The sequence below is a fragment of the Planctellipticum variicoloris genome, assembly GCF_030622045.1.
Lineage (GTDB): Bacteria > Planctomycetota > Planctomycetia > Planctomycetales > Planctomycetaceae > Planctellipticum > Planctellipticum variicoloris.
On record NZ_CP130886.1, the window covers coordinates 7,218,375 to 7,245,024 of the forward strand.

At 64.0% G+C, this 26,650-nt stretch carries 20 protein-coding genes; 12 read left to right on the forward strand and 8 right to left on the reverse strand.

All coding sequences use genetic code 11. The features are described from left to right. The first annotated feature begins 76 nt into the window (after positions 1-76). The 3 genes from dnaG to SH412_RS28295 all read left to right on the forward strand — a co-directional run bounded on the left by dnaG (position 77) and on the right by SH412_RS28295 (position 5,976). On the forward strand, positions 77-2,011 hold the full coding sequence (gene dnaG / locus SH412_RS28285) for a DNA primase (RefSeq protein WP_336521398.1): 1,935 nt from the start codon (positions 77-79) through the stop codon (positions 2,009-2,011). Positions 2,012-2,135: 124 nt separating this feature from the next. Beyond that, a complete protein-coding gene (gene rpoD, locus SH412_RS28290; protein ID WP_336521399.1) occupies positions 2,136-3,794 on the forward strand; it encodes an RNA polymerase sigma factor RpoD in 1,659 nt (552 codons plus the stop codon). Positions 3,795-4,218: 424 nt separating this feature from the next. After that, positions 4,219-5,976 (forward strand): SpoIIE family protein phosphatase, encoded by a 1,758-nt coding sequence (locus SH412_RS28295; protein ID WP_336521400.1) that lies wholly within the window; start codon positions 4,219-4,221, stop codon positions 5,974-5,976. 42 nt (positions 5,977-6,018) lie between these two features. Here the strand turns inward: SH412_RS28295 and SH412_RS28300 are convergent, their stop codons facing one another. The 3 genes from SH412_RS28300 to SH412_RS28310 all read right to left on the reverse strand — a co-directional run bounded on the left by SH412_RS28300 (position 6,019) and on the right by SH412_RS28310 (position 9,646). Continuing rightward, a complete protein-coding gene (locus SH412_RS28300; RefSeq protein ID WP_336521401.1) occupies positions 6,019-7,260 on the reverse strand; it encodes a type II secretion system F family protein in 1,242 nt (413 codons plus the stop codon). A 9-nt stretch (positions 7,261-7,269) separates the two neighbouring features. Next, the gene (locus SH412_RS28305) at positions 7,270-8,355 is read right to left on the reverse strand and encodes a type II secretion system F family protein (protein ID WP_336521402.1); all 1,086 of its coding nucleotides are present in this window, start codon (positions 8,353-8,355) and stop codon (positions 7,270-7,272) included. A 97-nt stretch (positions 8,356-8,452) separates the two neighbouring features. Next, on the reverse strand, positions 8,453-9,646 hold the full coding sequence (locus SH412_RS28310) for a GspE/PulE family protein (protein ID WP_336521403.1): 1,194 nt from the start codon (positions 9,644-9,646) through the stop codon (positions 8,453-8,455). A 142-nt stretch (positions 9,647-9,788) separates the two neighbouring features. On the opposite strand from SH412_RS28310, the gene hisF reads away from it, so the two are divergent. The 3 genes from hisF to SH412_RS28325 all read left to right on the forward strand — a co-directional run bounded on the left by hisF (position 9,789) and on the right by SH412_RS28325 (position 12,244). Next, positions 9,789-10,574 carry an imidazole glycerol phosphate synthase subunit HisF gene (gene hisF / locus SH412_RS28315; RefSeq protein WP_336521404.1) on the forward strand — a complete coding sequence of 262 codons (786 nt, stop codon included), beginning with the start codon at positions 9,789-9,791 and terminating at the stop codon, positions 10,572-10,574. Positions 10,575-10,658: 84 nt separating this feature from the next. Then, complete coding sequence (locus tag SH412_RS28320; protein ID WP_336521405.1) at positions 10,659-11,657, forward strand: sugar phosphate isomerase/epimerase family protein; 999 nt, start codon at positions 10,659-10,661, stop codon at positions 11,655-11,657. A gap of 152 nt (positions 11,658-11,809) precedes the next feature. Continuing rightward, the gene (locus SH412_RS28325; RefSeq protein WP_336521406.1) at positions 11,810-12,244 is read left to right on the forward strand and encodes a globin domain-containing protein; all 435 of its coding nucleotides are present in this window, start codon (positions 11,810-11,812) and stop codon (positions 12,242-12,244) included. Between the two features lie 82 nt (positions 12,245-12,326). Here the strand turns inward: SH412_RS28325 and SH412_RS28330 are convergent, their stop codons facing one another. Further along, on the reverse strand, positions 12,327-13,301 hold the full coding sequence (locus tag SH412_RS28330) for an SMP-30/gluconolactonase/LRE family protein (protein WP_336521407.1): 975 nt from the start codon (positions 13,299-13,301) through the stop codon (positions 12,327-12,329). A 352-nt stretch (positions 13,302-13,653) separates the two neighbouring features. On the opposite strand from SH412_RS28330, the gene SH412_RS28335 reads away from it, so the two are divergent. From SH412_RS28335 to SH412_RS28345, 3 genes are all read left to right on the forward strand, one after another. Continuing rightward, positions 13,654-14,292, forward strand: a complete 639-nt coding sequence (locus SH412_RS28335; protein WP_336521408.1) for a hypothetical protein — start codon at positions 13,654-13,656, stop codon at positions 14,290-14,292. Between the two features lie 150 nt (positions 14,293-14,442). Continuing rightward, positions 14,443-15,024: a peptidylprolyl isomerase gene (locus tag SH412_RS28340; RefSeq protein WP_336521409.1), complete on the forward strand. Its 582-nt coding sequence runs from the start codon at positions 14,443-14,445 to the stop codon at positions 15,022-15,024. 132 nt (positions 15,025-15,156) lie between these two features. Further along, entirely contained in the window at positions 15,157-16,356 is a 1,200-nt protein-coding gene (locus SH412_RS28345) for a glycosyltransferase family 4 protein (protein ID WP_336521410.1), read from the forward strand. Between the two features lie 120 nt (positions 16,357-16,476). Here SH412_RS28345 and recO read toward each other — a convergent pair whose 3' ends face one another. After that, on the reverse strand, positions 16,477-17,220 hold the full coding sequence (gene recO / locus SH412_RS28350) for a DNA repair protein RecO (RefSeq protein ID WP_336521411.1): 744 nt from the start codon (positions 17,218-17,220) through the stop codon (positions 16,477-16,479). A 70-nt stretch (positions 17,221-17,290) separates the two neighbouring features. Between recO and SH412_RS28355 the strand changes: the two genes are divergently transcribed. From SH412_RS28355 to SH412_RS28365, 3 genes are all read left to right on the forward strand, one after another. Continuing rightward, the gene (locus tag SH412_RS28355; protein ID WP_336521412.1) at positions 17,291-18,418 is read left to right on the forward strand and encodes a Nif3-like dinuclear metal center hexameric protein; all 1,128 of its coding nucleotides are present in this window, start codon (positions 17,291-17,293) and stop codon (positions 18,416-18,418) included. A gap of 107 nt (positions 18,419-18,525) precedes the next feature. Next, the gene (locus SH412_RS28360; protein WP_336521413.1) at positions 18,526-19,023 is read left to right on the forward strand and encodes an NUDIX hydrolase; all 498 of its coding nucleotides are present in this window, start codon (positions 18,526-18,528) and stop codon (positions 19,021-19,023) included. 231 nt (positions 19,024-19,254) lie between these two features. After that, positions 19,255-23,391, forward strand: coding sequence for a serine/threonine-protein kinase (locus SH412_RS28365; RefSeq protein WP_336521414.1), 4,137 nt, complete (start codon positions 19,255-19,257; stop codon positions 23,389-23,391). 9 nt (positions 23,392-23,400) lie between these two features. On the opposite strand, the gene SH412_RS28370 is transcribed toward SH412_RS28365, so the two are convergent. From SH412_RS28370 to SH412_RS28380, 3 genes are all read right to left on the reverse strand, one after another. After that, positions 23,401-24,648, reverse strand: coding sequence for a CinA family nicotinamide mononucleotide deamidase-related protein (locus SH412_RS28370; protein WP_336521415.1), 1,248 nt, complete (start codon positions 24,646-24,648; stop codon positions 23,401-23,403). A 152-nt stretch (positions 24,649-24,800) separates the two neighbouring features. Beyond that, positions 24,801-25,895 (reverse strand): glycosyltransferase family 4 protein, encoded by a 1,095-nt coding sequence (locus SH412_RS28375; protein ID WP_336521416.1) that lies wholly within the window; start codon positions 25,893-25,895, stop codon positions 24,801-24,803. Between the two features lie 70 nt (positions 25,896-25,965). After that, positions 25,966-26,628, reverse strand: coding sequence for a hypothetical protein (locus tag SH412_RS28380; RefSeq protein ID WP_336521417.1), 663 nt, complete (start codon positions 26,626-26,628; stop codon positions 25,966-25,968). Positions 26,629-26,650: the final 22 nt, after the last annotated feature.

The following is a 26,650-nucleotide window of genomic DNA, read 5'->3' on the forward strand; positions in this document are numbered from 1 at the left end:
ATCCGCCAGAGCGGCTCGGCCTGCCTGCGTTCCCTGATGTGTGAAGCTTGCTCAGTCGTTCCGTAAGGCGCCGTCGTTGACCCCGGTCTCCCCCGAAGAATTCAAAGAGCTGGTGCGCAGTCGCACCGACATCGTCCAGTTGGTGGGCGAGTCGGTGACGGTTCATTCCGAGCGGGGGGGGCGGATGTTCAAATCGCTCTGCCCGTTCCACGACGACCACAATCCGTCGATGCAGATCAATCCCGTGCGGCAGTCCTACCGCTGCTGGGTCTGTAACGAAGGAGGCGACGTCTTTTCCTTCGTCATGAAGCATGAAAACGTCGGGTTCAAGGAGGCTCTGGAGCTGCTGGCCCAGCGGGCCGGCCTGGAAATGCCCTCGCAGTTTCGGGATGCCAGACCTCCGGGTTCCCCGGAACGGCCTCAACTGCTGGATGTCGTGGCCTGGGCCGAACAGGAATTTCACCAGTTTCTGCTGAACGCTCAGGCGGCTCAGCGGGCGCGGAATTACCTGGAATCGCGGGGTTTCACGTCCGAGACGATCGCGCGTTACCGGCTGGGCTATCATCCGGACGACTGGGAATGGCTGCTCAAGCGCGCCTCCGGGCGGTTTTCGACGGAGGTGCTGCTGGCCGCAAAACTGGTCTCCGAGCGCAAATCGGGCTCCGGGTACACCGACTTCTTCGGACTGCTGGATCGGGTGCTGTTTCCGATCCGGGACGAGCGCGGGCGTCCGGTCTCATTCGGAGGGAGGATTTTACCAGACGCCAAGGATTCCAGCGCTGCCAAGTACATCAACGGGCTGGAGAGTTCGGTTTTCGCCAAGAGCAAGCTGGCCTACGGGTTAGATCACGCACGCGAAGCGATCAAGCAGACTGGAATGGTCTGTGTCGTCGAGGGGTACACCGATTGCATCAAGTGCCACCAGGCGGGCGTGTTGAACGTCGTCGGCACGTTGGGAACGGCCCTGACCGAACAGCACGTCACGATGCTGAAGCGGTTTGCACGGACGGTGGTGCTGGTGTTTGACGGAGACGAGGCCGGCGTGCGGGCTGCAGAGAGGGCAATTCCCCGCTTTCTGGCCCAGGACGTCGATTTGCGGATTCTGACGCTGCCGGAGGAGCTCGATCCGGATGAATATCTGTCGGCGTATGGGACGGCGGCCTTTCAGGAACTGATTCGCACGGCGCCGGAGGCTTGGGAATATCAGCAGCGGGTGTTCGTGGAACGTTTCGGGACGGAGAGTTCCGACGGGCGTTTGCGGGTCCTCGAAGGTCTGCTGGAATTGCTGGTTCTTGCGCCTGGGGTGGCAGGAACGGTCAAGGAAAACGCTCTGTTGAGCCGACTACCGGTCAGGCTCGGGATTGCCGAAGGGGAAATTCGCAAACGACTTGGAGAGTTGCGCCGGGTGCGGGATGGCCGCAGCGAAACTTCCCGCGTGCGGAAAGTCGCCGTAGATGGACCAGGTGACGGGGAGGCGCAGGTCGCGCTGCGGGAGGAGATCGTTTCCCTGCAGCGCAGTCAGCGGAAGGACGATCTGCTGGAGTGCGAATTATTGCAGGTCCTCTTTACTTGCCCCCCTATGATTGCAGAGGTCGTGAGTGAGATTGGAGCGGACGACTTTCGACGCGAACCGTGCCGGGAATTGTTCTGTGTCTGCTGCGACCTGTGGGAGCACGGGTTGCCGCCGTCGTTTGAGAAGGTGTTGTCGCAATTGGAATCGCCGCAACTGAAAAGCTTTGCTGTCTGGATTGACGAGCAGGCGCGGTTGCAGAATGTCGAATCGAAGCTGGCGCCGGATGCCGCCGGGTCCGAAGGGGCTGGAGCCCCGCCCAATTTGTTGCAGCGTGTGCTGGACGGTTTCCGATGGCGTCGCAAGCGTGAATCGCATCAGGCCTCGCAGGGTCGTCTTCTGGAACATTCCGAAGGCGCCTCGGGCTTGAATACCCAGACGCGGGAAGCTCTTCAGCGGGCCATGCAATTTCATCAGCAGCGTGCCGCGAAGACATCGTAAGAAAACAGTTTCCGGGGCCGGTTGGCGGCTCAACCGATTCTGCGAAGAGGCTGTGGCTGCCTCCTTCGCCGGACGACCCGGAAATGACTCGTATTTCATTTTTGTTTCCTCGGGAGGAGTTTCCGTGCACAGACTCGACGAGAGTTTGAACCAGTTGATCCAGCTCGGTCGGGGTCAGGGTTATCTGACGTTTTCGCAGGTCAACAATTACCTGCCGGACGAAGCGGTCAGTCCCGAGAAGCTGGATAATCTGCTGCTGGCGCTGGACGAAATCGGGATGGAGATCATTCCCGACGAGCGCGTCGCCAGGCACCAGGAACAGCTTGAGCTGAAGAAGGTCAAGGCCAAGCCGGTCCGTATTCGCGACCTGATTTCCGATGACAAGTCGAAGCGGATCGATGATCCCGTCCGCATGTATCTGACGCAGATGGGGGAAATCCCCCTCCTGACCCGCGAGCAGGAGATCTCTCTCGCCAAGAAGATCGAGATCACCCGCAAGCGGTTCCGCCGCCAGCTTCTCGAAAGCGATTACGCCCTCAAGACGTCGATCGACGTGCTGAACAAGGTTCACAACGGCGAGCTGCCGTTCGACCGGACGATCAAGGTGTCGGTGACGGAGGGGCTGGAGAAGAACCAGATTCTCGGCCGGATGCCCCACAACCTGAAGACCCTCGAACAGCTCCGCGCCAAGTCGATTGCCGCGTTCGAGAAGAAGGTCTCGCCGGACAGCACCGCCGACGATCGCAAGTCCGCCGACGACGAGCTCAAGAACCACCGTCGCAAGATGGTGACGCTGCTGGAAGAGCTGAGCCTCCGGACGCAGCGCCTGCAGCCGGTCATGAAGCGGATGGAGCAGATCTCCCGCCGGATGTGCGATCTGCAGAAGCAGATCGAAGGGCTCAAGAGTCTGCGGTCGGCCCGCGAAGAGCGCGCCAACCTGCAGAAAGAGCTTCACGACCTGCAGATGATGACGCTGGAAACGCCCGAAAGCCTCCAGAAGCGGATGGAGTCGATCTACGAGCGGTTCGCGGCGTACGAACAGGCGATGCGGGATCTGTCGGGCGGCAACCTGCGGCTGGTCGTCTCGATCGCCAAGAAGTACCGCAATCGCGGCCTGAGCTTCCTGGACCTGATCCAGGAAGGCAATACGGGGCTGATGCGGGCGGTCGACAAGTACGAATACCGCCGCGGCTACAAGTTCTCGACGTATGCGACGTGGTGGATTCGTCAGGCGATCACGCGGGCCATCGCCGACCAGGCCCGGACGATCCGCATCCCGGTCCACATGATCGAGACGATGTCCAAGCTTCGCAAAGTCAGCAAGCGGCTGCTGCAGGAGAAGGGCCGGGAGCCCACCATTGAGGAAACCGCGGAAGCCGCGGGCGTTTCGCTGGAGGAAACCCGCCGGGTGATGAAGATCTCCCGCCATCCGATCAGCCTCGATCGTCCGGTCGGCGAGAGCGAAGACAGCTACTTCGGCGACTTCATCGAAGACGACGCCACCGAAAGCCCGGTCAACGCCGCCACGCAGGAGATGCTGAAGGACAAGATTGAATCCGTCCTGAAGACGCTGACGTATCGCGAGCGGGAGATCATCAAGCTCCGCTACGGTCTGGGCGACGGTTACACCTACACCCTGGAAGAAGTCGGTCGGATCTTCAAGGTGACCCGCGAACGCGTTCGCCAGATCGAGGCGAAGGCGGTCCGCAAGCTCCAGCATCCCGTCCGCAGCAAGCAGCTCAAGGGTTTCCTGGATCAGCTCGCCGCGGTCGTCGCGAAGTAACTCGCAGTCAGTCTCTGCACCACGCTTTGACAGCCCGGACGGTCACTCGTTCGGGCTGTCGGCGTTTTGAGGCGGGCTTCGGGATTCGGGTATCGGGCTTCGCAGATAAGGCGAAGAAGCGAGGAGTGGCGCGTGGTCGGTGGTGAGTGAGAAGGGGGCGAGATGCTGACATTGCCAGCGATACAAGCTCTTCCTTTCGACATTCCGCCATTGTGAATTCCGCCGTTGTGATTCGTTGAGGCAGCGAATAGGGAATAGCCAGTCGCGAATAGCAGGAGAAGAGGGTTGATCACTGCTCGCCGGCTTCTGGCTCTCGACCGGCCTGCCGATTGCGGACTTTCCGTCGGTCCCCTACCATCATGGGTGCCTGCACCGGACGGCTGACGCCCTCTGTGCGAGTCAAATTCCTGAGGATGCTCGATCTGTGGCGAATCTCCAGGTCATCAGCGGCGGGCCGGCGGGCGTCTGGGAACTGCGCGGGGAGCGGACCATTCTGGGCCGCCATTCCGGGTGCGAGATCGTCCTCGACGACGGCGCCATCAGCCGCCGCCATGCGCAGATTCTCGAAAGTCACGGCAATTACTTCCTCGAAGATCTCCGCAGCCGGAACGGAACCGAGCTGAACGGCCAGCCGGTTCGCGGGCGAACCGAACTGCGCGACGGCGACGAGATTCAGATCTGCGACTTCCGGCTGCGTTTTGACGTTCACGGCAAACGCGCCGCCCGTTCGCGAGCCTCCGGCCGCAACGCCACGGCCGTTCGCGATCCGGGAACTACCGGCAACCGACCGGTGGTCCGCCTGGCGGAACGGGAGCCGGTCCCCGAAGACCACGGCTCTTCGATTCTTTCGACCTTTGAAGCGGGGGGCGAACGGAGCGAAGCCCGGCTGAGCGTCCGCCCGGAGACAAAGCTGCGGGCGATTCTGGAGATCAGTCGCCAACTTGGCTCGGTGCTCGAACTGGATGACGTCCTGCCGGTTCTGCTGAAGACGCTGCTCAAACTCTTCCCGCAGGCCGACAGCGGGTTTGTGCTGCTCCGCAGCGCCGAGTCCGACGAGCTCGAACAGCGGGCCTCAATCGCCCGCTACGAGGGGGATGACGAGGTTGTTCCCGTCAGTCGGACCATCGTCCGCGAAGCGATTCAGACCGGCCGGGCGATTCTCAGCGCCGATGCCCGCGACGACGAGCGGTTCGCGGCCAGCCAGAGCATCGCTTCGCTCCGGATCCGCACGGTCATGTGCGCTCCGCTGCTGGACGCGAACTCTGCGGCGATCGGCGTCATCCAGCTCAGCTCACGCGATCTGGGGCGGGCATTTACCGCGGAAGACCTGGATCTGCTCGCCAGCGTGAGCTGGCAGGCGGCCCTGGCCGTCGAGAACGCCCGCCTTCACGAAGATCTGCTCAAGCAGCGCGACCTCGATCGTGATCTGGAGTTCGCCACCCAGGTGCAGCTCGGATTTCTGCCCCATCAGCCCCCGGCTTTGCCGGGTTACGAGTTCGCCGACTACTACGAACCCGCCAATCGCGTGGGGGGCGACTACTTCGACTATGTTCAACTTCCGGACGGACGCGTCGCGGTCGCGGTCGGCGATGTCGCGGGGAAGGGCGTACCCGCCGCTCTCCTCATGGCCCGTCTGCACGCAGCCGGACGCTATCACCTGCTCAGCGCCTCCAGCGCCGCCTCCGCTCTGACGAATCTGAACGCTGAGATCGCCTCCAGCGGACTGGGCTACCGCTTCATCACACTGGCGCTGGCGATTGTCGATGCCGAACGTCACGAGGTCACACTGGCGAACGCCGGTCATCTGCCGCCAGTGTTTCGCCACGTTGACGGGTCCATCGAGCAGCCGGGGATCAAGGAATCCGGCATGCCGCTGGGCATCCTGCCGGATCAGCAGTTCCAGGAAATCCGGCTGTCGCTCGACGCCGGAGACACGCTCGTCTTCTACACCGACGGCGTAACGGAAGCGATGGACGCAGAGAACCGCATCTACGGCCGGGTGCGTCTAGGAGAGACTGTCGGTCTTGGCCCGCCGCGCGTGACCGATCTCGTCCCGGCGATCGTCGAGGACGTCGAGGCTTTCGGCGGGGCTCATCAGCAGCGTGACGACCTGTGCATCGTCGCCATTCGCCGAGTCCTCCCGGGGGAGCCAGTCTCGCAGCCGCGCGCCGCTGCACGCTGATGACGAAGGACTCCGCTCGCCGCGAGTGTGCTGAAGTCCCGGCTACGCGAGGTCGTTGAGCAGTTGAATCATGTCGAAAAACGGGGCGTACACGATCACTGCCAGCAGGCCGAAAAAGAACGCAATCGATAACAGCACAAAGGGCTGCAGCACCATGGCGAGCTTCGACGCCTGAAGCTGGACCCGCGCTGCAAAAATCTCCCCCGTGGCGCGAAGCATGCCGGCCAGTTCGTCGGGACGGTCGATCCACCGCATCAAGGGGATCAGATCTTCCGGTACGAAGACCGACGTCCGGGCGACGTCGGTGGCCGACTTGCCGGCTTCAATCCCCGCAGCCAGCGCTTCCGACCCGGCCTCAACCGGCGGACAGTCGACCGCGGCGCCCGCCACCCGCAGTGCCCGCGGCAGCGGCAGGCGGCACTCGATCAGCAACGCGCACAGATGGCAGAACTGGCAGAGCCGGGCGTAGCGGAACAACGGACCGATCAAGGGAATCGAGTAGTCCACGAAGCCCCAGAATTTGCGTCCGCCGAACAGTCGACTCGCCCCGAAAACCGCCAGCGCCGTGAGCAGAATGCCTCCGGCGAGCGGCGAGAAAAGCAGCCGCAGCCCGGCCAGCACCCGCAAGCCCAGCCCGCCAATCGGCTTGGCCGCGGTCTGGACGGTGCTGGGGGTCATGCCAAAGGTGTTCTGCAGCCCGCTCATTTCGTAATAGGCCGATTCCAGTCCTGGCCCGACGTACCACGCGAAGATCAGACTGACGCCGAGCGCGCCGAAGATCAGCACGCCCGGATACACGAGCGCCAGCCAGGCCATCCGCCGAACTTCGATCGTCTGCTGCAATCGCTGCAGGTACTCGCCCAGCACCAGCGGCAGCCGGTCTCCGCCAGCTCCCGCCGCCGCCAGTTCGCCGATGGCTGTCGGCAGCCCGGCCCGGTATTGCGGCAGCAGGTCCTCCAACGCTTCGCCCCCGGCGAGCCGGTCGCTTAAGGACCGGAGGGCGGCCCGCTGTCGACGGTTCGGCAGTTCGTCGCTGAGCATCCGCAAGGCGGACGGCAGGGGCAGCCCCGCCGCGGTGGCCTCTTCGACCATGCCCAGCATGCCGACGAAGTCCGACTCGCCCAGCGCGACCGGCGATGCCGCGTCTTCCTCCGCGAGAACTTCGAGGTCGGACAATCCGCTTTCGATCAGTGTCAGCCGGGCGGCCGCCGGGGAGTCCGCCTCGCAGACACCTTCCACGGCGTCGCCGGAGAGATTGAAGCCGCGATAGCGAAATTGCGTCATGGCGACTTTCTAAGAAACCGGTTCATCGACCAGATGATTGAGCAGATCGACCACGGGGAGTCCGAATGCCAGGCAATAGGTCAGGACGGCCAGCCCCGCCAGAATCGCGACGAACACCGGGGCCGCCAGTGTCGTCAGCAGCAAAGCCCGGCGCTCGGCGCGCTTGCGATAGACGCCCGCCACACGCCGGCACGTCGTTCCCGGCTCTGGGAGCGACAGTCCGGTTGTCATCGCCCAGCCCAGCAGCGCCGGCAGCCTCGAAACCGCATTCGCCCCGTCACGGGCAGACTGTCCCCGTTCGATCTCCTCTGCCAGCAACGGACCGGCGTATCGAATCCGTCGATCCGACGATGCCTGCGAGGCCAGTCTCAGCGCCCGCGGCAACGGAGCCTGATGCTCGACCAGCGTCGCCAGCAGTTCCAGAAACTCGGCGCGCGACAGGTTGGTGAAAATGCCGCCGATGCCGGGCGCCCAGATCAGGCCCGTCAGCAGGCGCAGTCCGTTCCCCGACGACAGCGGACCGGAGATTCCCGAGCTCCATTGACGTAAGCCGAAGACGACTCCCACGAAGAGCAGCCCCATCGGAACCCCCGGAATCCACCAGGCCGCTGTCTCGTAAGCTGCGGTCAAGACTCGCTGAATCGCGGTGACCGGCAACCGGAAAGTCTCCCACATGTGCTGCAATCGCGGGACGCACGCCACGATCAGGAGGGAGCCCAGCCCATACGCCACGGCGACGACGCACGCCGGGTAGAGCAGGGTGACAAACAGCGTGCGACGGATCGTGTCGTACTCTTCGGTGTAGCGAACCACGGTTTCGAGGGCTTCGGGCAGTTTTCCGGAAGCGAGGCCCGCTTCAACAATCGCCACATAGACCGGCGACAGTCCGGGCTCCTCGGCCCGCAGCGAATCCACCAGCGACTCGCCGTTCGCCAGCCGGGCGGAGACTCGCTCCACCACGAGGCGCAGTCGCCGAGATGATCCCCGGCCCAATTGCACGAGTCCCGGTTCCAGCGGCACCCCTGCGCGAATCAGCGCCGCCAGCTCCTGGTTGAAGTTCACCAGATCGATCAGCGTCAAGGAGTTCGCAGACATCCGAATTCGTCCTCAGTGGCTGCTGGCGGTTCCGGAGCGAGAATTTTCAGGAGTCGCGACAGATAGCCGCACAAACGCTTGAACGTGCTTCCATCGCTTATACTCGAAATCCCAGCACGCGGCGAATCTCGACCGCACTCGTCTGACCCCGCTCCAGGGCCTCCTTCGCCCGACTCGAAAACGCCAACATTCCCTCGGCGACGGCGCACTTCTGCAGTTCCACGGCGTCCGCTCCCGACAGGATGTGCGTTGCCAGCGCCGGCAACTGGTCCCGCAGCAGCTCGACCAGGAGCATCCGTCCCCGATATCCGCTGGTTCCGCAGGCCGGGCACCCGACGGCGACTCGACTGCGCGCGGCGGGAAGGCCCAGTTCGGCCGCCGCCGACTCGGACCAGACCGAACAGTCGCACAACCGCCGCACCAGCCGCTGGCAGACAATCGCCAACAGGGCCGCCCGCAGCAGGTAAGGTTCAATGCCCATGTCCCGCAGGCGGCTGATGGCCTCGGCGGCGCTTCCGGCATGAAACGTCGTCAGGACGAGGTGGCCTGTCAGCCCGGCCCGGAAGACTGTTTCCGCCGTTTCGGGATCGCGGATTTCGCCGACGAGAAGTACGTCGGGATCCTGCCGGAGCAGCGACTTCAGCCCGGTGGCATAGTCGAAGCCGTGAGCCGGCTGAATCGCCGACTGTACGACTCCCGGCAGGAGGGATTCTACGGGATCTTCCAGGGTGGCCAGGGCCTTGCTGTCGGCGAATCGCCGTTGCAGCTCGCGGAGACAGGCGTATGCCGTTGTGGTCTTTCCGCTTCCCGCCGGGCCGGCCAGGAGCAGTACGCCCGCGGTCTCGTGCAGCGCCTGCTCCAGGCCTTCAGCGACGTCGGCGGGCAGGCCCAGATCGCCGGGGAGCAAGTGCCGTCCCGAACCGGCGAACAACCGGACGACGGCTTTCTCGCCGAAAATGGTGGGAAACGTACTCAGCCGCATCTCAACGCCCGCGGGTCCCTGTTTGATGCGGCCTTCCTGGGGAACGTCCACGCGATAGGTCAGCAGATCCGCGAGCACCTTCAGCCGGGCCACGACATTCGTTGCCAGTCGGGCAGGAAGTTCGGCGGCATGCTGCAGAACGCCGTCGACACGAAAGTTGATCCGGACCTGCTCGGGGCCGGGGATGATGTGCACGTCGCTGGCGCGGACTTCGACCGCTTCGAGCAGCGTCTGCTCGACCGCCTGGGCGACAAACTGAGGATGGCGCTCGTCGAGGGTCTGCAGGCGCGCGGCCAGTCGGGAAAACACGGAGTGACTTTCCAGGAAACGAGTGTTGGGGCATTTCAGCATAGCGTCGCGGCGTCGCTGGCACCGTCGTCTGTCGTCGGACTGGCGAAATTCCGTTAGGATAAGGCCGGGAAAAGTCTCTACTGTTGAAAGCCTGCCCGCCATGCTCGCCAAACGGATCATTCCCTGCCTCGACGTTCACGCCGGTCGCGTGGTCAAAGGGGTGAATTTCCTGAATCTTCGCGACGCCGGCGATCCGGTCGAAGTCGCCGCCCAGTATGAAGAAGACGGGGCCGACGAGCTCGTCTTTCTGGACATCACCGCCAGCCACGAAGAGCGGGCGATCATTCTGGACGTCGTCCGGCGAACCTCTGAAGTCTGCTTCATGCCGCTCACCGTCGGCGGGGGGATCCGAACGCTCGAAGACATCCGCACGTTGCTCAAGGCGGGCTGCGACAAGGTTTCCATCAATTCGGCGGCGGTCAAGGATCCCGAGTTCGTCCGGCAGGCCGCCCTCCGCTTTGGCAGTCAGTGCATTGTGGTCAACATCGACCCCAAACGGGTCCGGCGTGACGGCCGGGAAGTGTGGGAAGTCCACGTCAATGGCGGTCGGGTCCCGACCGGGCTGGAAGCCGTCGCCTGGGCGCAGGAAGTCGAGCGTCTCGGGGCCGGCGAAATCGTCCTGACGAGCATGGATGCCGACGGCACCCAAGACGGCTATGACCTGCCGATGACACGGGCCGTGGCGGACGCGGTCAGTATTCCCGTGGTCGCCAGCGGCGGGGCCGGTTCGCCTGAGCATCTCCGTGAGATTCTCACCGAAGGCCACGCCAGCGCGGCTCTGGCGGCCAGTATTTTTCACTACCGCACGCATCCGATCGACGTCACAAAACGGTATCTTGCCGAACACGGCGTACCAATCCGGTTTAACACATTGGCGGGCGCGTAGGGCAGGCTCCCGCCTGCCGAAATGTGGATTCCATGTCGTCATGCGGCAGGCCGGAGCCTGCCCTACGTTCAGCAGGAATGGACCATGCCGGGATTCAGTCGACGAGAAGCGCTGGCGGCAGCGGCCGCGGGAAGTTTCGCCAGTCTGGGGGGGCCGTTCGGACTGCCGCAGGCTCTCGCCCAGACGACCCCTGCCCAGGCTGGCGGCAGGCAATACGCGTTCAAGAAGTCGATTAACCTCTGGGCGTTTCCGTACCCGCAGCAGATGTCGCTGGAGAAATGCCTGCGCCTGGCGAAAGACGCCGGCTTCGATGGCATCGAGCTGAACTACGACCTCGACAGCGATCTCTCCCCCAAGTCTGGCACGCGCGAATTCGAGCAGATCCGCAAACTGGCCGACAAGATCGGCATCGCCATCAGCGGACTCTGTTCGTTCCTGTTCTGGCCTTATCCGCTGACGGCGAACGACCCGGCTCGCCGGGAACGGGGCCTCGAACTCGCCGGCAAGATGGCTCAGGCGGCTCACGATCTCGGGACGGAAAATCTCCTGGTTGTCCCCGGTGCGGTGCACATCCCCTGGCGGACCGACTACGACCCCGTCCCGAACGACGTCTGCCTCAAGCGGGCCAGAGAGGCCGTGGCGAAGTTGATCCCGCAGGCCGAGGCGCTGAAGGTGCATCTCAACATGGAGAATATCTTCTTCAACGGTTTCCTGATGACGCCGATGGAGATGGTCGAGTTCGTCGATGGATTCGGCAGCGAGTACGTCCACGTCCACTTCGACACGGGGAACATTATGGAGTACCAGTTCCCCGAGCACTGGATCCCGATTCTTGGCCAGCGGATCCGCAACGTCCACCTGAAAGAATACTCCAAGAAGGGAACGGATCATTCTCTCGAAGCCTTCCGGCCGCTGCTCGACGGGACCACGAACTGGCCCGCGGTCCTGGAAGCCTTCGAAACCAGCGGATACCGCGGCTATCTGACGTTCGAGTATTTCCACCCCTACCAGCACTGGCCCGAAGCCTTGATCTATCAGACCTCCGACTCGCTGGATCGGATGCTCGGCAGGAAATCGGCGTAGGGCCGGCTGTGCCGGCCATAATGTGATTCCGCTGCCACAATACGCCCGGGGTGGCCGGCGGCTGTAGCGTCTTCGCGAAGCCCCGGTCTTCTACATCCAACAATTCTCCAGATCTTCGCAAGACGGCCGGCTGGGCCGGCCCGACAAGACTTATGACTGACTCCAACGAAGTCACCGTTTACGACGCCCTCGGCGAAGAGGGGTTGGCGCGTCTGGTGGCGGCCTTCTATCGCCAGATTCCCGCCGACGACCTGCTCGGACCGCTCTATCCGCCCGACGACCTGGCCGGGGCCGAACAGCGGCTGCGCGATTTCCTCGTCTATCGCTTCGGTGGTCCCGACCGCTACATCCAGGAACGGGGACATCCCAAGTTGCGCATCCGCCACGTCGGGTTCGCGATCAACCGCACGGTTCGCGACCGCTGGATGCAGCTCATGAACGCAGCGCTCGACGAGTCCGGGACTCCGCCCGCGGCGGCCACGGCAATTCGGAAGTTTCTGGACGAAGCGGCGACGTTTCTGATCAATGCGGCAGAGAGTGACGAGTGGCTGGTGGCGAGTGAAGATGAAGAGCGCCGCATGAAGTGAGAGCGGCATTGTCGCAGTTCGTTTCGTGCTTCGAATTTGGTGCTTGTTTCGGATTTCGAAATTCGGATTTCGTGCTTTTGCCTCATCCCTTTCGGTGCACCACCCACCCCGGCGTTTCGGTCCGCACCGCGTAGAGCGTCCTTCCTGCCGTGATGTAGAGCGTCCGCAGATCGGGCCCCCCGAATGTGCAGTTCGTGAGGACGTCTTCGGGGACCGGAATCCGGCCCAGCAGCCGCCCGGCGGGTTCCGACGCGCCGGAAGGATCCACGACGTAAATCCCCGGCGGAACTTCTGCGGTCTCATGCGGGCCGCGCGGGCGGGAGATGCCGGCGGCGATGTAGAGCCGCCCGGCCGCGTCGACGCACATCCCGTCGCCGCCGCGACCGGCTCCGAAGTCGAACACCAGACGCTGCCCGGACAGCGTGCCATCTTCCGCGAGATCGAAGGCCCAGATCTTGCGGTTGCCGCCGATCACCGGGCAACTGTCGACCAGGTACAGCGTTCGCTCGTCGGGACTCAATGCAATGCCGTTGGGTCGCTGAATCGCGGGTTGGGTGAGGACGCGAGTGACAGAGCCGTCGGGATCGATCCGGTAGACCGAATCGTGATCCAGCTCCATCGTGGCCCGATCGCCGTAGCAGGGATCGGTGAAGAAGATCCGCCCGTTCGAGCAGGCGGCGATGTCGTTCGGGGCGTTGTACCGCCGGCCCTGATACCGGTCAGTCAGAACTTCCAAATCACCCGTCGCCAGGTTCGTTCGTGTGATTCGCCGATTCCCGTCGTTGGGGCCGAACTCGTTCCCTTCACAGGCGAGCAGTCTCCCCTGCGCGTCGAACAGCAGTCCGTTCGACCGGCCGCTCGGTTCGCGGAAGATCGACCGCTCCCCCGTGTTTGCGTCGAGGCAGACGACCCGGTTGTTGACGATATCCGTAAAGAAAACCCGCCCGTCGCAATGGGCTGCAGGCCCTTCCAGAAAGGCGACGAACGTCGCTGGTGCGACGTGCACTCCCGGCTCGACGCAGTCGACCGGCAAGGTGATCCGATGAAAGTCCGTCATGACGCTCCTGTCTCGAATGAAATGCACCGGGAAGGGGCCGGGCACGATCCAATCCCCTCCGTGGAGAATGGTCGTCGATCACGAGGCGAGGTGCAAAGCCCATCGGCCTGCGGCGATGAATGGTCTCGCGTGTTCAGTCGTGTTGTTTTCATCGCCAGCGACCGCCATTGTCTTGCAGGAATTTGACCGGAAGTCAGGTCGTCGGCGGGCAAGCGGGATTCCAGGAAAGCTCGGCAATCTGGCAGGTCCGGCAGGGGGCAAACGCCACTGGAAGTTTGCTCTTTGCATTTTTTTCACAGAGATGTTTTTTGTCTCTTGTGCGCGCCCCTGATCGCTCGGCAGCATGAGACTCATGATCCGCGTTGCCCAAGATCTCCTGCCGCAGACCCTGCTCAGTTACGTCGCGTTCCGGGTCGCCTTCCGCGACACCTTCGACCGCTACGCCCTGCTGCAGCGGTTCGACCGCCAGCACGACGAGTGCTATGGCTACCTGTGCGAAGTCCCGTTCCTGCGGGAGGTCCCGCCGCACGTCCAGCTCGACCTGCTGGCGTCCGTCTGGCGCCGCCATCTGCACCGCGAAACGTACGTCGCCGACCTCGTCGACGAGGCGGTGATCTACGCGGTTTGCGAGACGACGGCGGCCATCATCGAGAAGCATCCGCTGCTGATGACGGAGTCTCTGCGCGGCGGACCCCTGGATGCCTCTCTCTCGATTGACCATTTCCTGGCGACCGAGATTCGCGGGCTGTCCCTGAATCTCTCGAATCAGGGGGATTTCCTGCTGATCAGCCAGTTCCTGGATCTCGATCCGGAAAGCGGAAACCCTCTCAAGCGGGAGATGGGACTGCATGCCGCGGACGAGCAGGCCCTGTTCGACGCGCTCGCCCAATGGCACATTTCGCCCCGTTTTGCGCATCACCTGTCGGGGCTCCTGACCGAGGCCGAGATCGCCCGCGTCGCTAATCTGCTCCGCGTCCCCTGCCCGGCGTAGCGCCGGGTCGAGGGAGACGTATTGCAGCGGTTGCGCCTGGCCATCGCCGGGAGTTGTGACTTCCCACGGGACGGTTTAGAGTTCAGGGAACCGGGCTGGCGACGATCGCGGATCGTTTCGCCCGGCGGTTCACCACGGAGGATCTTCAAAATGCTTTCCCGTCGCGAATTTGTGGCAGCCTCGGCCGCAGCGCTGGCCGCCTCGACGCTGGCTCAGGCCGCAGACACCAAGCTGCCGCGCGTCTTTCTCGAAGTTTCGGCCGACGACAAACCGATCGGCAAGATCGTCATCGAGTTGCGGTCGGACGTCGTGCCCAAAACGGCGGAGAACTTCCGGGCGCTGTGCACCGGCGAAAAGGGATTCGGCTACAAGGGGAGCCCGTTTCACCGCGTGATTCCCGAGTTCATGTGTCAGGGGGGCGACTTTACGAACGGGAACGGCACCGGCGGCAAGTCGATCTACGGCGAGAAGTTCGCCGACGAGAACTTCAAGCTCAAGCACACCGGCCCGGGCGTCCTGAGCATGGCGAACGCCGGCCCCAATACGAACGGTTCGCAGTTCTTCCTGTGCACGGCCAAGACCGCGTGGCTGGACGGCAAGCACGTCGTCTTCGGTTCGGTCGTCGAGGGCATGGACGTCGTCAAGAAGATTGAGTCCTTTGGCTCCGGGTCCGGCCGCACTTCGAAGAAGATCGTCATCACCGACTGCGGCGAAGTGAAGGCGAAGTCGTAACGGAGTTTCGTGTCCTGAGTTCCTTCCTGACATCCTCGCTGCAGCGGGTCCAACTCACCTCCTGACAGTCTCCGCCGACTGTCAGGAGGGCCGGACTGAACAGCATCGGACCGCGGTCGCAGAGGTTGACGCATGCACGTTGTGCATATCATCACCCGGCTCATCGTCGGGGGGGCGCAGGAAAATACGCTGCTGACGGTCGAAGACCAGCAGCAACTGCATGGAGATCGCGTCACGCTGATTACCGGTCCGGGACTCGGGCCGGAGGGGAGCCTGGAACCGCGGGCGCTGGCGGCGGGCGTCGATCTGCGGCTGGTGCCGGAGTTCCGCCGGAACCTGCATCCGTGGCGGGACTGGTCGAGCTACCGGACGCTGATCCGGCTGCTGCAGGAGATCCGGCCCGAAATCGTGCATACGCACAGTTCCAAGGCGGGAATCCTCGGCCGCAGGGCGGCGAACAAACTGGGAATTCCCGTCGTTCACACGATTCACGGGGCGGCGTTTCACTACGGGCAGAAGTGGTACGCCAAGAGCCTCTATCGCTGGCTCGAGCGGCAGGCGGGGCCGGGAACCGCGAAGTTCATCAGCGTGGCGGACGCGATGACCGATCAGTACGTGGCGGCGGGGGTTGCCCCGCGCGAGAAGTTCGTCACGATCTCCAGCGGCTTCGACGTGGAGCCGTTCCTGAATCCGCCGCGATCGCGCGAAACTGTGCGCCGGGAACTCGGAATCGCCGACGACGAGGTTGTGATCGGCAAAGTGGGACGGCTGTTTCCCCTGAAGGGACACGAGTTCGTGATCGCCGCGGCGGGCGAAGTGCTGCAGCGGAATCCCCGCGTCCGGTTTCTGTTTGTGGGAGACGGCATTCTCCGGGGAGAATTTGAGTCGCAACTCAACGCGGCTGGTCTACGGGACCGGTTCGTATTCACCGGGCTCGTGCCGCCGACGCAGATCCCCGAGCTGCTGCATGCGATGGACATCGTGGTCCACACGAGCGTGTGGGAAGGGCTGGCGCGGGTGCTGCCGCAGGGGCTGATCGCCGGAAAGCCGGTCGTGAGCTACGACGTCGACGGGGCTCGGGAGGTGGTCATTCCCGGCGAAACCGGTTTCCTGCTGCCGCCGCAGTCGATCCCGGAGCTCGTCGATGCCCTCTGCGAACTGGCTGCGGATTCAGCCCTGCGGGAGCGACTGGGAGCGGCGGGACGGGCACGGTTTACCGACCAGTTCCGACATCAGACGATGACGCGGCGGATCCGCGAAGTGTATGCCGAGGTGCTGGGGAAGACGGGAATGTCGAATGACGAAGTCGGAATGTCGAAAGGCCGACTTTGAACGGCAGGCGGCTCGCGGATCGGGAGGGCTGTCAGGCGATTTTCCGGCATGGCGGTCGTGAGTTCGGAGAGTGGCATCGCCGCTGGGAGGTGATTCCCTCTTGACCGCCAACCTCGCCGCTCACCCCAGAAACTTAAGCATCTTCGGTCGGCGACCCATCACGTGTGAGACCGTCGTCGTGACGAGCTGCCGCATCTCTCGGAACTGCTGAACTGTCGGCTGCAGTCGCCGCCAGAACTGGTCGTTCTCGCTCGACAGTGCCCGTAAAGCGGCCGCCGTGCCGGCGTGAACGGTTCCCGGCTGGTGCTCTTCGCGCTGGCACTCCGGGCAGATCAATCCTCCTTGCGAGACCCAGAAGCCGAAAGCCTGACCTTCTGTCAGCGGGGCGCCGCAACCGGCACAGGTTTCGAAATCCGGCAACTGGCCGATTTCCCGCAACAGCACAAGCTCAAACCGCAAAGTCGCCAGGCGCACCCTCTCGGATGCCTCGAACTCCTGGAGCGCCGCCGCGGCTGCGTCGTAGAGAATCGGGGCCGGATCGTAGTCTTCGGTCAGCGCCAGCAGCAGTTCGGCGACATAATAGCCTGCATAGAGGCAGGCCAGGTCGCGCTCCGCGGGGCGGAACCGCGTGACGAGCTGGGCCTCGGTCAGGAGGTCCAGGGTTGCGGTCGTTTTCCGGATAAAGACAACTCGGCAGCGGGCCAGCAGATCCAGCGACGATTCAAAGGGGCCTTTCAGCCGCCGGCCCCCTTTCGCCAGCGCCGACAGCTTGCCGAAATCGCGGGTGAACAGGACGACGATTCTGCTGGTTTCGCTGAAGTCGGTGACCCGCAGAATCAGTCCTTCGCTTTTCTCCATCGACATCCGCTGGCATCCTGCACAAAAAGGGGCAATCCCCCTTCAGCGTAACTTGCCTTCGACGAAGACGACACCCATGCAGCTTGCCACGATCATCGATGTCCTGCAGGAGCTGGCGCCTCCCTTCCTCGCGGAGGATTGGGACAACACCGGCCTGCTCCTGGGGGATCCCGCCCGGAGCGTCGACCGCGCCCTGACCTGCCTGACGCTCACCGGCGATGTCGCCACAGAAGCCGTTGCCGCAGGCGTGCAGCTCGTCGTGACCCATCATCCACTGCTGTTCAAGCCGGTCCAGAAACTGACCGCCGCCACGCCTGAGGGCCGGACGGTCCTGACGCTGCTCCAGCACGGAATCGCGGTCTACAGCCCGCATACGTCGTGGGACAACGCGCCGCTCGGAATCAATCAGCAGCTCGCGGAACTGTTCGAGCTGAATGACATCCGCCCGCTCCGTCCGCGGCAGTCGTCGCTGGGCTGCAAAATCATCGTCTATGTTCCAGAGAGCGCCCGCGCAGCGGTTCAGGAGGCCCTTTGGAATGCCGGGGCGGGGGGGATCGGGGACTATACGCGCTGCAGTTTTTTCGGTGACGGAACCGGGACGTTCATGGGGAACGCATCGACGAATCCCGCGGTCGGCGTCCCCGGACGGTTTGAGGAAACGCCGGAAGTCCGGCTGGAAGTTCTCTGCCCCGCAAATCGCGTCGCCGCTGCGCTGGCGGCGGTTCGTCAGGCGCATCCCTACGAAGTGCCCGCCATCGACGTGGTGCCGCTCGCCGAGACGCCCGATGGATCGGGGGCTGGTCGCGTCGGCGAGCTGCCGGCCGCGTTTTCCCTGAGTGACTTCGTCGCTCGCGTTCGGGAAGTGCTGCGAGCGCCGATGTTGCAGTGTGTCGGCGATCCAATCAGACGGGTTCAGCGCGTGGGGATTGCCTGCGGCGCGGCGGCGGAATACCTTCGCGATGCCCACTGGCAGGGCTGCGATGTGTTCCTGACCGGCGAAGGTCGGTTTCATGCGGCCCTGGAAGCCCGCGATCTGGGACTCGGACTCGTCCTCGCCGGGCACTACCAGACCGAACGCCCGGCGATGGAGCGGTTGGCGGAGCTCCTGCAAGAACGCTGCGATGGGGTCGAAGTTCGGGCGAGTCAGGTCGAGAGGGACCCGCTGGAGTTGTTGAGAGTTGAGGGGCAGAAAGACCGTATCTGACCTTTCGACACTCTGGCGATCCGCGATAAGCGATCCGCGATAAGCCTCTTCTCTGGCTATTCGCTATTCCCTATTCGCTACTCCCTCACTACGGCCAAGGAGCGATCATGGAAGAGTGGTTCGACGTTTGCGACGAGCATGATCGAGTGGTCGGTCGTGCCCCGCGGTCTGAGGTCCATGCGCGGAAATTGCTGCATCGGGCGGTGCACGTGTTCGTCTTCAATCCGGCGGGCGAGCTGCTGATGCAGCTCCGGACCGCCACCAAGGACGAATACCCGCTGTGCTACACGTCGTCCGCATCCGGGCACGTTTCCGCCGGCGAAGACTACGACACCTCGGTCGAGCGGGAGCTGGAGGAGGAGCTGGGATTGCGGGGACCGGTGGAGTTTCTGCAGCAGTTTCCCGCCTCAGTGGAAACCTCGTTCGAGCACACCCGGCTCTACCGGCTGACGACGGCAGAAACCGTACGCCCGGATCCAAATGAGGTGCTGGAGGCGGAATTTGTCGCGCTGGATGAGTTGCAGCGCCGAATGGACCGGGAACCGGACCGGTATACGCCCTGCTTCTGCACATTGCTCGACTGGTATCGTCGGTATAAGCCGTAGAACCGGCCGTCTGCCGTCGACGATTCCCATCCGGCTTTTGACGGGGCGACAGTGGGAGTGGTACATTGTCCGGTCCGGACGTTGAGAAACCTTCGGATGCGTCCGCTCCCGCTGGAGGTGTTCTGCCGCTGGCCCTGTTTCTGAACTGATCGCCGCCGTCCTGTCCGCCCGATGTTGTGAGGGAGCCGTCCGGCTCTCATTTCTTCCACGGCTCTTGAGCGAGGTAACCTGATGGCTGGCGACACCTCGGCTCAACCCCCGCCCGAAGACGGCTCGCCGAAGCGGCTGGGAAAGTACATCATCGACCGCAAGATCGGTCAGGGGGGGATGGGGGCCGTCTATCTCGGCCGGGATTCCGATCTGAAGCGGCAGGTGGCCCTCAAGGTGCTCCCGCGGGATAAGGCCGAGAATCCGACGCTCGTCAAGCGCTTCAAGGCCGAAGCGCAGGCCGCCGCTCAACTCCGCCACGAGAACATCGTGGCGGTCTACGACAGCGGCGAGGCGGACGGGTTTCTGTACATCGCGATGGAGTACATCGACGGCAAGGACTTGTACGAGCTGATCCGCAAGCGGGGACGGATTCCCATCAATCGCTCGATTCAGATGATCAAGGAGGTGGCCTCGGCCCTCCAGCACGCCCACGAGCAGAACATCGTCCACCGGGACATCAAGCCGTCGAACCTGCTGATCCGTCTCGACGGCAAAGTGAAACTGACCGACCTCGGCCTGGCGCGATCGATCGACGACACACTCGAAACCAATATCACGCGTGCGGGGACCACCGTCGGCACCGTGGACTACATGGCGCCGGAGCAGGCCCGCAACAGCAAGCTGGCCGACATCCGCAGCGACCTCTATTCGCTGGGCTGCACGTGGTACCACATGCTCACCGGGCAGGCGCCCTACCCGGAAGGGAGCGTCACCAACAAGCTCCAGGCCCACGCCATTCGCCCGATTCCGAATGCCCGCGACCTCAATCCCAAGATTCCGGAAGGGATCGTCGCGGTCCTCAACCGCCTGATGGCCAAGAAGCCCGAGGATCGCTACCAGAGCCCGGCCGATCTGCTCGCGGACCTGGAGCAGTCCCGGCTGAGTCGCGGCGCGGTCGGCGACGAAATCATGGGCTCGATCGAGGAGGAGGAACGTGACGAAGCCGTCCGTCGCGGCGAGCCCCCTCCCGAGCCGAGCGGCCGGAAGTTCTCGCGGCTCAAAGATTCGGACTCCCCGAAGGGGAGTCTGCAGTCTCTCGATGAGGAAGATGACGATGACGAAGATGACCGTCGCTATGCGGCGGCCGAGGTGGATGAGGCGCCGGTAGAATCCCGCTCTTCGCGGAAGTCCCGGAAGGAGCGGCAACGCAGCGAACCGGACGAATCTGAAGCCGCCGGGTCGGTTCCCGAAGAATCCGGGAAGCGTCCGAAAGGCAAACCCGAACGGTCGGCAACGGAAGGCAAGTCTCGAAACCTGCCTCCCAAACGGCAACCTCTGGAGCCCACGGAGGAACGGGAAGGATTGAATATCGACCGGCTCAAGCCGGTCGGAGCCGTCCTGGGCGTCATTGCGCTCGTCCTCGGCCTCGGCTGGGTCGTCTCCAACTATGCCACCAGCTTCTTCTTCGGCGGCCCCAGCCAGGCCGTGACCGATCCGTTTGCGGCCCAGCGCGAACGGACCGCGATTCTCGGTAACGAACCCGGCGGGGCGGCGGGCGGACCGCAGATGTCCAACCCTGCGGACCTGCCGGGAGCCACAACGGGTTCACCCAGCGCGAACGCTCCGGGAGCGACCGCGGCAGCTAACAACGCGGCGGGAACGCCTGCCGGTACTGACGGTCCCGATGGCGCCGCGCCGGGAACTCCGTTCGATCCGACACAGATTCCGGCCTGGGCCGCCGGGGCCATCGCCACAAACGGTTTGAAGACGGTGACCGTCAGTTCGGACGGGCAGCAGAAAGGGGATCAACCGTCGCTTGCCGCCGCGGTCAAATTCCTGGGAGACCGGGGTGGTCGCGTGCAGGTGCTGGGAAGCGGGATCCTGACGCTTTCCGGAAAGCTTGCGACCACCGCTGTTCGACTCGTGATTGAAGCCGCCGATCCGAAACAGCGCCCGGTGGTCGTCTGTGAGGCCAACAGCGCATCGCCGGGGCTGGGGCTGGAAATGTCCCGCGGGACTCTGGAACTGCAAGGGCTGCATTTTGCCGCCAACGCCGCAGATCTGCCGGGGACCGAACCTGTCAGCCTGGTAGCGGTTGTGGATGGACAGTTGCAGATTCGCGACTGTTCGTTCACGGTCAGCGGAACGGGGACGGTTCCCGTCCAGGCGATCGCACTCGAAACCCGCACGGACCCCACCGCCATACAGCCTCTGATGCGGCCTCAAACGCTGATCGAGCGGACCATCGTCCGGGGCGAAGCCGTCACGGCGCTCGCCGTGCTGCGGCAGTTTGCCGACGTGGTGGTGAGGCAGAGCGTGCTGGTCTCCGCGACGTCTCCAGTCGTCGTGCTTTCTTCATCGCAGCGATTTGTGGCTCCGGAGCGTGAATCGAAAGATCCGGCCGGATCTGCGGGGCTTCCGGCGCTACCTGCGGGCCCGCAGCGGACCGTGCGGTTTGTCGAGTCGACGCTCGTCACGGGAAAAGCCGCCGTTCGGCTCATGCTGAACGGGTCGGGCGTGCCTCCACTGACCAACTTTGTCTTTCAGGACTCCGTCTGCTGCACGGCGAACCGGTCGGAAACCGTGTTGCTTGACGCATCACAGTGGCCGCCTCAGCACAATGGCCAGGACGCGGGACAGCTCCAGGACGTCATGTGGTCCTCGACCAATTCGCTGTACCTCGGCTACGGGCAACTTGTCGATCCGGGGGCGGCCACGTCTTTCCGGGTCACTGACGCCGCGAGCTGGCAGCGGTTCTGGGGAAAGAAGTTCGACGCCGAGCAGTTCCAGGCCGCCGGTTTCCCGGCTGCTGCGCCGGAAGACTGGGCTCAAACGGATGTGGCGATTCTCGACCGCGATCGAATTCCGCCATTGGGAGTCACGTCTGCGTCAGGACAACCGCCGGGCTGCGAGACCGCTTCGCTGTCGTTGCCCGATCATGTTTCGCAAGTCCGCATCCGGGCGCTCGCCGAACGAAAGCAGGCTCCTTCGCAGTTGTCCCTGGCGTCGTCGGAACCGCCGCAGGTTTTGCGGGTCGACTTGCTGAAAGAAGATCTGGGGGTGGTGCTAGGTCGCAATCAATGGCCGTCGGGGACCCTGATTGAAGCCACCGGCTCCGGCAACCGGACGATGACCCCGGTGAAAATTGAAGGGAAGGGGGTTCGGATCGTCTTCCGCCAGGTCGAGGGGAGCCCGCCGTTGCTGATGCAGCCGAGGGTGACCGACGGTCGGGCCGGTCCGCAGGCATTGATCACCGTTGAGAAGGGGGGGCTGGAGCTCGTCGGCGCATCGCTGGCCCAGCTTGCATCAACGCGCGAGGGCGTGCCCGAACACCTGATCGTCGCCCGCGACTCCCAACTCATGATCCGGCAGTGCCAGCTCATGGGGCCGGCGGTCGATGGGGCGCAGCATCGAGGGCTGATCCGCTGGATTTCCAGCGAAGGGTCTGCAGCCAGCAGCAATCCGCCAGTGCTGGTGATTGCAGACTCGCTGCTGTATTCGCCGGGGCATCTGATTCGTGCGGAGGGGGGGGCTGGAAACCTGTTCCTGCGGAACTCGATCCTGGTGGCGCGGGGACTGGGTCTCGATCTTGCGCCGGCGCGCGTCGGAGACGCCGTCCCGCTGACTGTCGACATCCGGCGATGTACGCTCGCCGCGACCCAGTCGGCGATACGGATTGAACCGATTCAGCCGGACGGCGACGTCCGTCGGCCGTTCCGGTTGTACGTCGATGAGACCGCGTTCGCGGGGCCGTTCGTCGTGAAGAACGGCGAAGCCGAACGGGCCGCCGTGCTGTTGTGCGACGCCGCAGCGCTGCAGCGGAATCAGGTGGAATGGTGGGGGCGGGCAAACGGCGTCGCACCTGAGATTCAGCGGCTTCTCGGGAAGGATGGCGACGTTCAGAATTCGGCGGGAGCTCTCGCCGAATGGCAGGCCGCATTGGGGGCCGATCGCGACGTTCAACTGCTCACCGGCGACCAGGGGGTCTACTATGCGACCCCGCTGTCCAACAGCTACAAGTCGATCAAGCCGCAAGCGTTCGCCCTGCACCGTTCGGCGAAAGCGAGCACGTGGGGTGACGGCGGTCGGCCAATCGGCGCCGAGACTTCCAGCGTGGGTCCCGACGGATCGCCGTCGCAGCCCGGCGACACCGGCCCGAAGCCGCCACCAGCCGGCGGAAACGCGAAACCGGGCAGTACGAAGAAGCCGCTCTTCTGAACGGCGGCTTTACCCCTGAATCAGGTGCAGACGCAGCAGGTTCATGGCGACTTTGGTGGTGCGGCTCTTCGCGATGGCGGGGTCCCCGAAGTGCTGGACTTTTTCGACGGTCAGCAGGTTGGGACCGGCCAGGGCGACGAACGACGCGGGGACTGCGGCCAGCGGATCGTCAGGATCGAATTCGGGCCATTCTGTAACCGCGATGGCAAAGTCGGTCGCGAACCTGGTCCTGCACCCCTCTGCAATCGCGGCCGCGGCTTCGGCGCTGATCGGTCCGAACTGTTCGAGCACTTGCGGCTCGACGCCGATCATTTCACGTTTGGCGGCGTTTGATGTCACCACCACGCCGCCGAGATAGCAGGACTCGAAGCCCGGAGCGCTGGTCAGCCGGTGAGCGAGCAGCCCGCCGGTGCCCGATTCCGCGGTCGAGAGCGACGCCCGGCGCAGCCGCAAAAGACGGACGAGCGCGTGCTCGAGTTCCTCGTCTTCCACGCCGAAAACGAACTCTCCCATGCGGTTCACGATGGCGGCGCGCGTCTTCTCGATCTTGGCGCGTACTTCGTCGATCGAACCCCCTTCCGCCGTGATCCGCATGGTGATGGTCGCCTCGTGCGCGGTAATGCCGACGTCCGGATCCCGACCGCGAGCCGTCAGATCGCCAAGAATCTCCTCCGCCTGGCTCTCGCCGCAGCCGAAGCAGTTGATGCGCGCCCGGCGAATGATCCGGTCTCCGGCGTCGAGACGGGCGACGACCTGCTGTCGAAACATCTGCTTCATCTCGCTGGGAACGCCGGGCATGGCCGCAATTCCGCAAGTCTTCCCGTCGGGGCGCGGCGCCGTCAGCCAGATTCCCGGGGCGGTGCCGCGGGGATTGGGAAGCGGCTGGCTGCCGCGGGGAAACATGGCCTGCACCACATTCCGCTCGGGCATCGGGCGATTCCGACGGGCGAACATTTCCTTGACGTGTTCGAGAGAGGGGGGATGCAGCTCCAGTTCGGCGCCGGTGAAACGGGACAGGGCGTCGCGCGTCAGGTCGTCGAGCGTCGGCCCCAACCCGCCGGTGATCAGCACCACGTCGCTGCGATTGGCCGACGCGCGGATCGTATCGACCATCATGTCGAGATCGTCGCCGACGGTCGCGTGAGCCCGGACGGAGATCCCGATCTCGGCCAGTTCAAGGCTGAGCCATTGGCTGTTGGTGTCAAGCTTGGCCCCGTTGGCCAGTTCCGTGCCGACGGCGATAATCTCTGCCTGCATGCCAGATTCCCGACGGCGTTTTGTTCGATCTGCTGGATCCGCCGCGTGCCGCCAGGCCGGAGATCCGTGCTGTTGCACGCAATGTCTGCTGTTCCGATCAACCACCGGTCGTCAGCCGGAATGCGCATTGTCGACGGGGAGAGCCGGTCGAGTCAAACCGCCACAGGCGCCGGAATGTTCAAAATCTCGCGATACAGGTCCGCCGTCTGACGAATCATCTGCTGAACGCTGTACTGTTCCTCCACCTCGCGCTGCCCCGCGGCGCCAATCGCCTGGGCTCGGACCGGTTGATCGAGGAGCTCCAGAATTCTTTCGCCCAGACGGCGGCTGTCGGAAGGAGGGACAAGCAGCCCGGTTTCATTGTCCCGAATGATGCGGTAGACGCCGCCGACGCGCGTCGCAATCACCGGACGTCCCAGCGCCATGGCCTCCAGCATGATGGTTCCGATCCCCTGCTGGAGCGACGGCAGGCAGAAAATGTCCATCGCCAGAATCGCTTCGTCGAAATCGAGAATGTTGGGCACAAACGTGACGTGGTCGTTGATGCCCAGCTCCCGCGCCAGCCGGCGGAGATTGAATTCTTCGGGACCGGCGCCGGCGATCAGGAACTCCACATCGCGCTGCGTCTGCAGGACCATCGCGGCCGCGCCCAGAAAGAACGGCATGCCTTTGATCGACTCCAGCGGACCCGCCGTGCCGACGACGGAAATCCGGCCGGGCTGCAGAATCGGGCCTGCAACGCTTTCGCCGCATTCCACACCCGGCGGAACGACTGTGACAAGTTCGGACGGCAACCCGGCCTTGCCGATCAGATCGGACCGGACGGCCTCGCTGACGGCAAGAATCCGCCGGCACAGTCGACGGTCCCAGACGAAACGCTGCCGAACCTGCAGAAAATCGTGGACGGTCTGGACGTAGGGAACCTGCAGCCGACGCGCCAGCCAGAGTCCCGCTTTGACCGCTGAGCGCGATTGAATATGAATCAGTTCCGGCGGCTGTTTCTCAAGCTGCCGATACAGCATCGCCAGGACGACCTGTCCCCACAGCGGCGCCTGCAGCAGCGGATACTGCTGGATGTGAAGCTCTCGGCGCCGGGCCGCATCGACGCGACGGGCGTCCGGACAGATCACCGTCATCGAGAATCCGTGCTCGGGAAGATGTTCCGCGAGGCGCAGCGTGTAGGACCAGGTGCCACGCAATGCGTAGCGACCGGCCAGCAGCAGTATCCGGGGGGTGGGTTCGTCCATGGGGACGCGATGGCAGTCGCTCGGCGAAGGCACGCAGTCGTCGCCGCGCGCCGGTCGCAGACAAAGAAGTTCAGCCGCGGCGGAGCGCGCGCGGTTTCTGCAGGATTTCCTGAACGGCGATTGCGTTCTGAATGGAGCCCGGCTGCGCCAGCCAGCTCATCAGCGGATGTTGCGGCAGGACGGGCGCGACAATCGGAGCCGATGCCGCAAGGCCGCCTCCGAGGTCGGTCTGAACGGCATCGCGGACCCGTTCACCCAGAAGTTGAGGTCCGGACATGCGCTGCCGCTGCGCCGCTTCCTCGCGGCGGTCTTCCGCGAAATGCGATCGCAAGTGCGATTCGACGCCGCTCGACAGATTCGACGGTTTCAGATGCTGACGGGCGATGGAGCCAGGCGGGGACGGACGATCGTCATCGGCAAACACCGGAGCGGCCGGCTTGACCGGCGGTCGCTTCGGTTTGTTCTTCAGCTTGTTCCGGCCGGCGTTGGGATTCGTCCGCGGGCGTTCGGGTTGGGGCTGTTGAGCGGGCTTCGGGCGATTCGACTCCAGAACCTGCTTCAGGAACTGCTCCAGTTCATTGCGGGGCGGCTGGCCCGGAACCGCTCCGCCTGCCGGCTTCTGAGGGTTTCCTTTCACGGCATTGATCAACCAGCTCAGGATCGAGATCACGAGGATAATCAGGCCGAAGACCTGCCCCCATTCGATCGCGACCAGCACCGGATACTGCGTCATTGCCTCTTCCTCCGGAACCCCA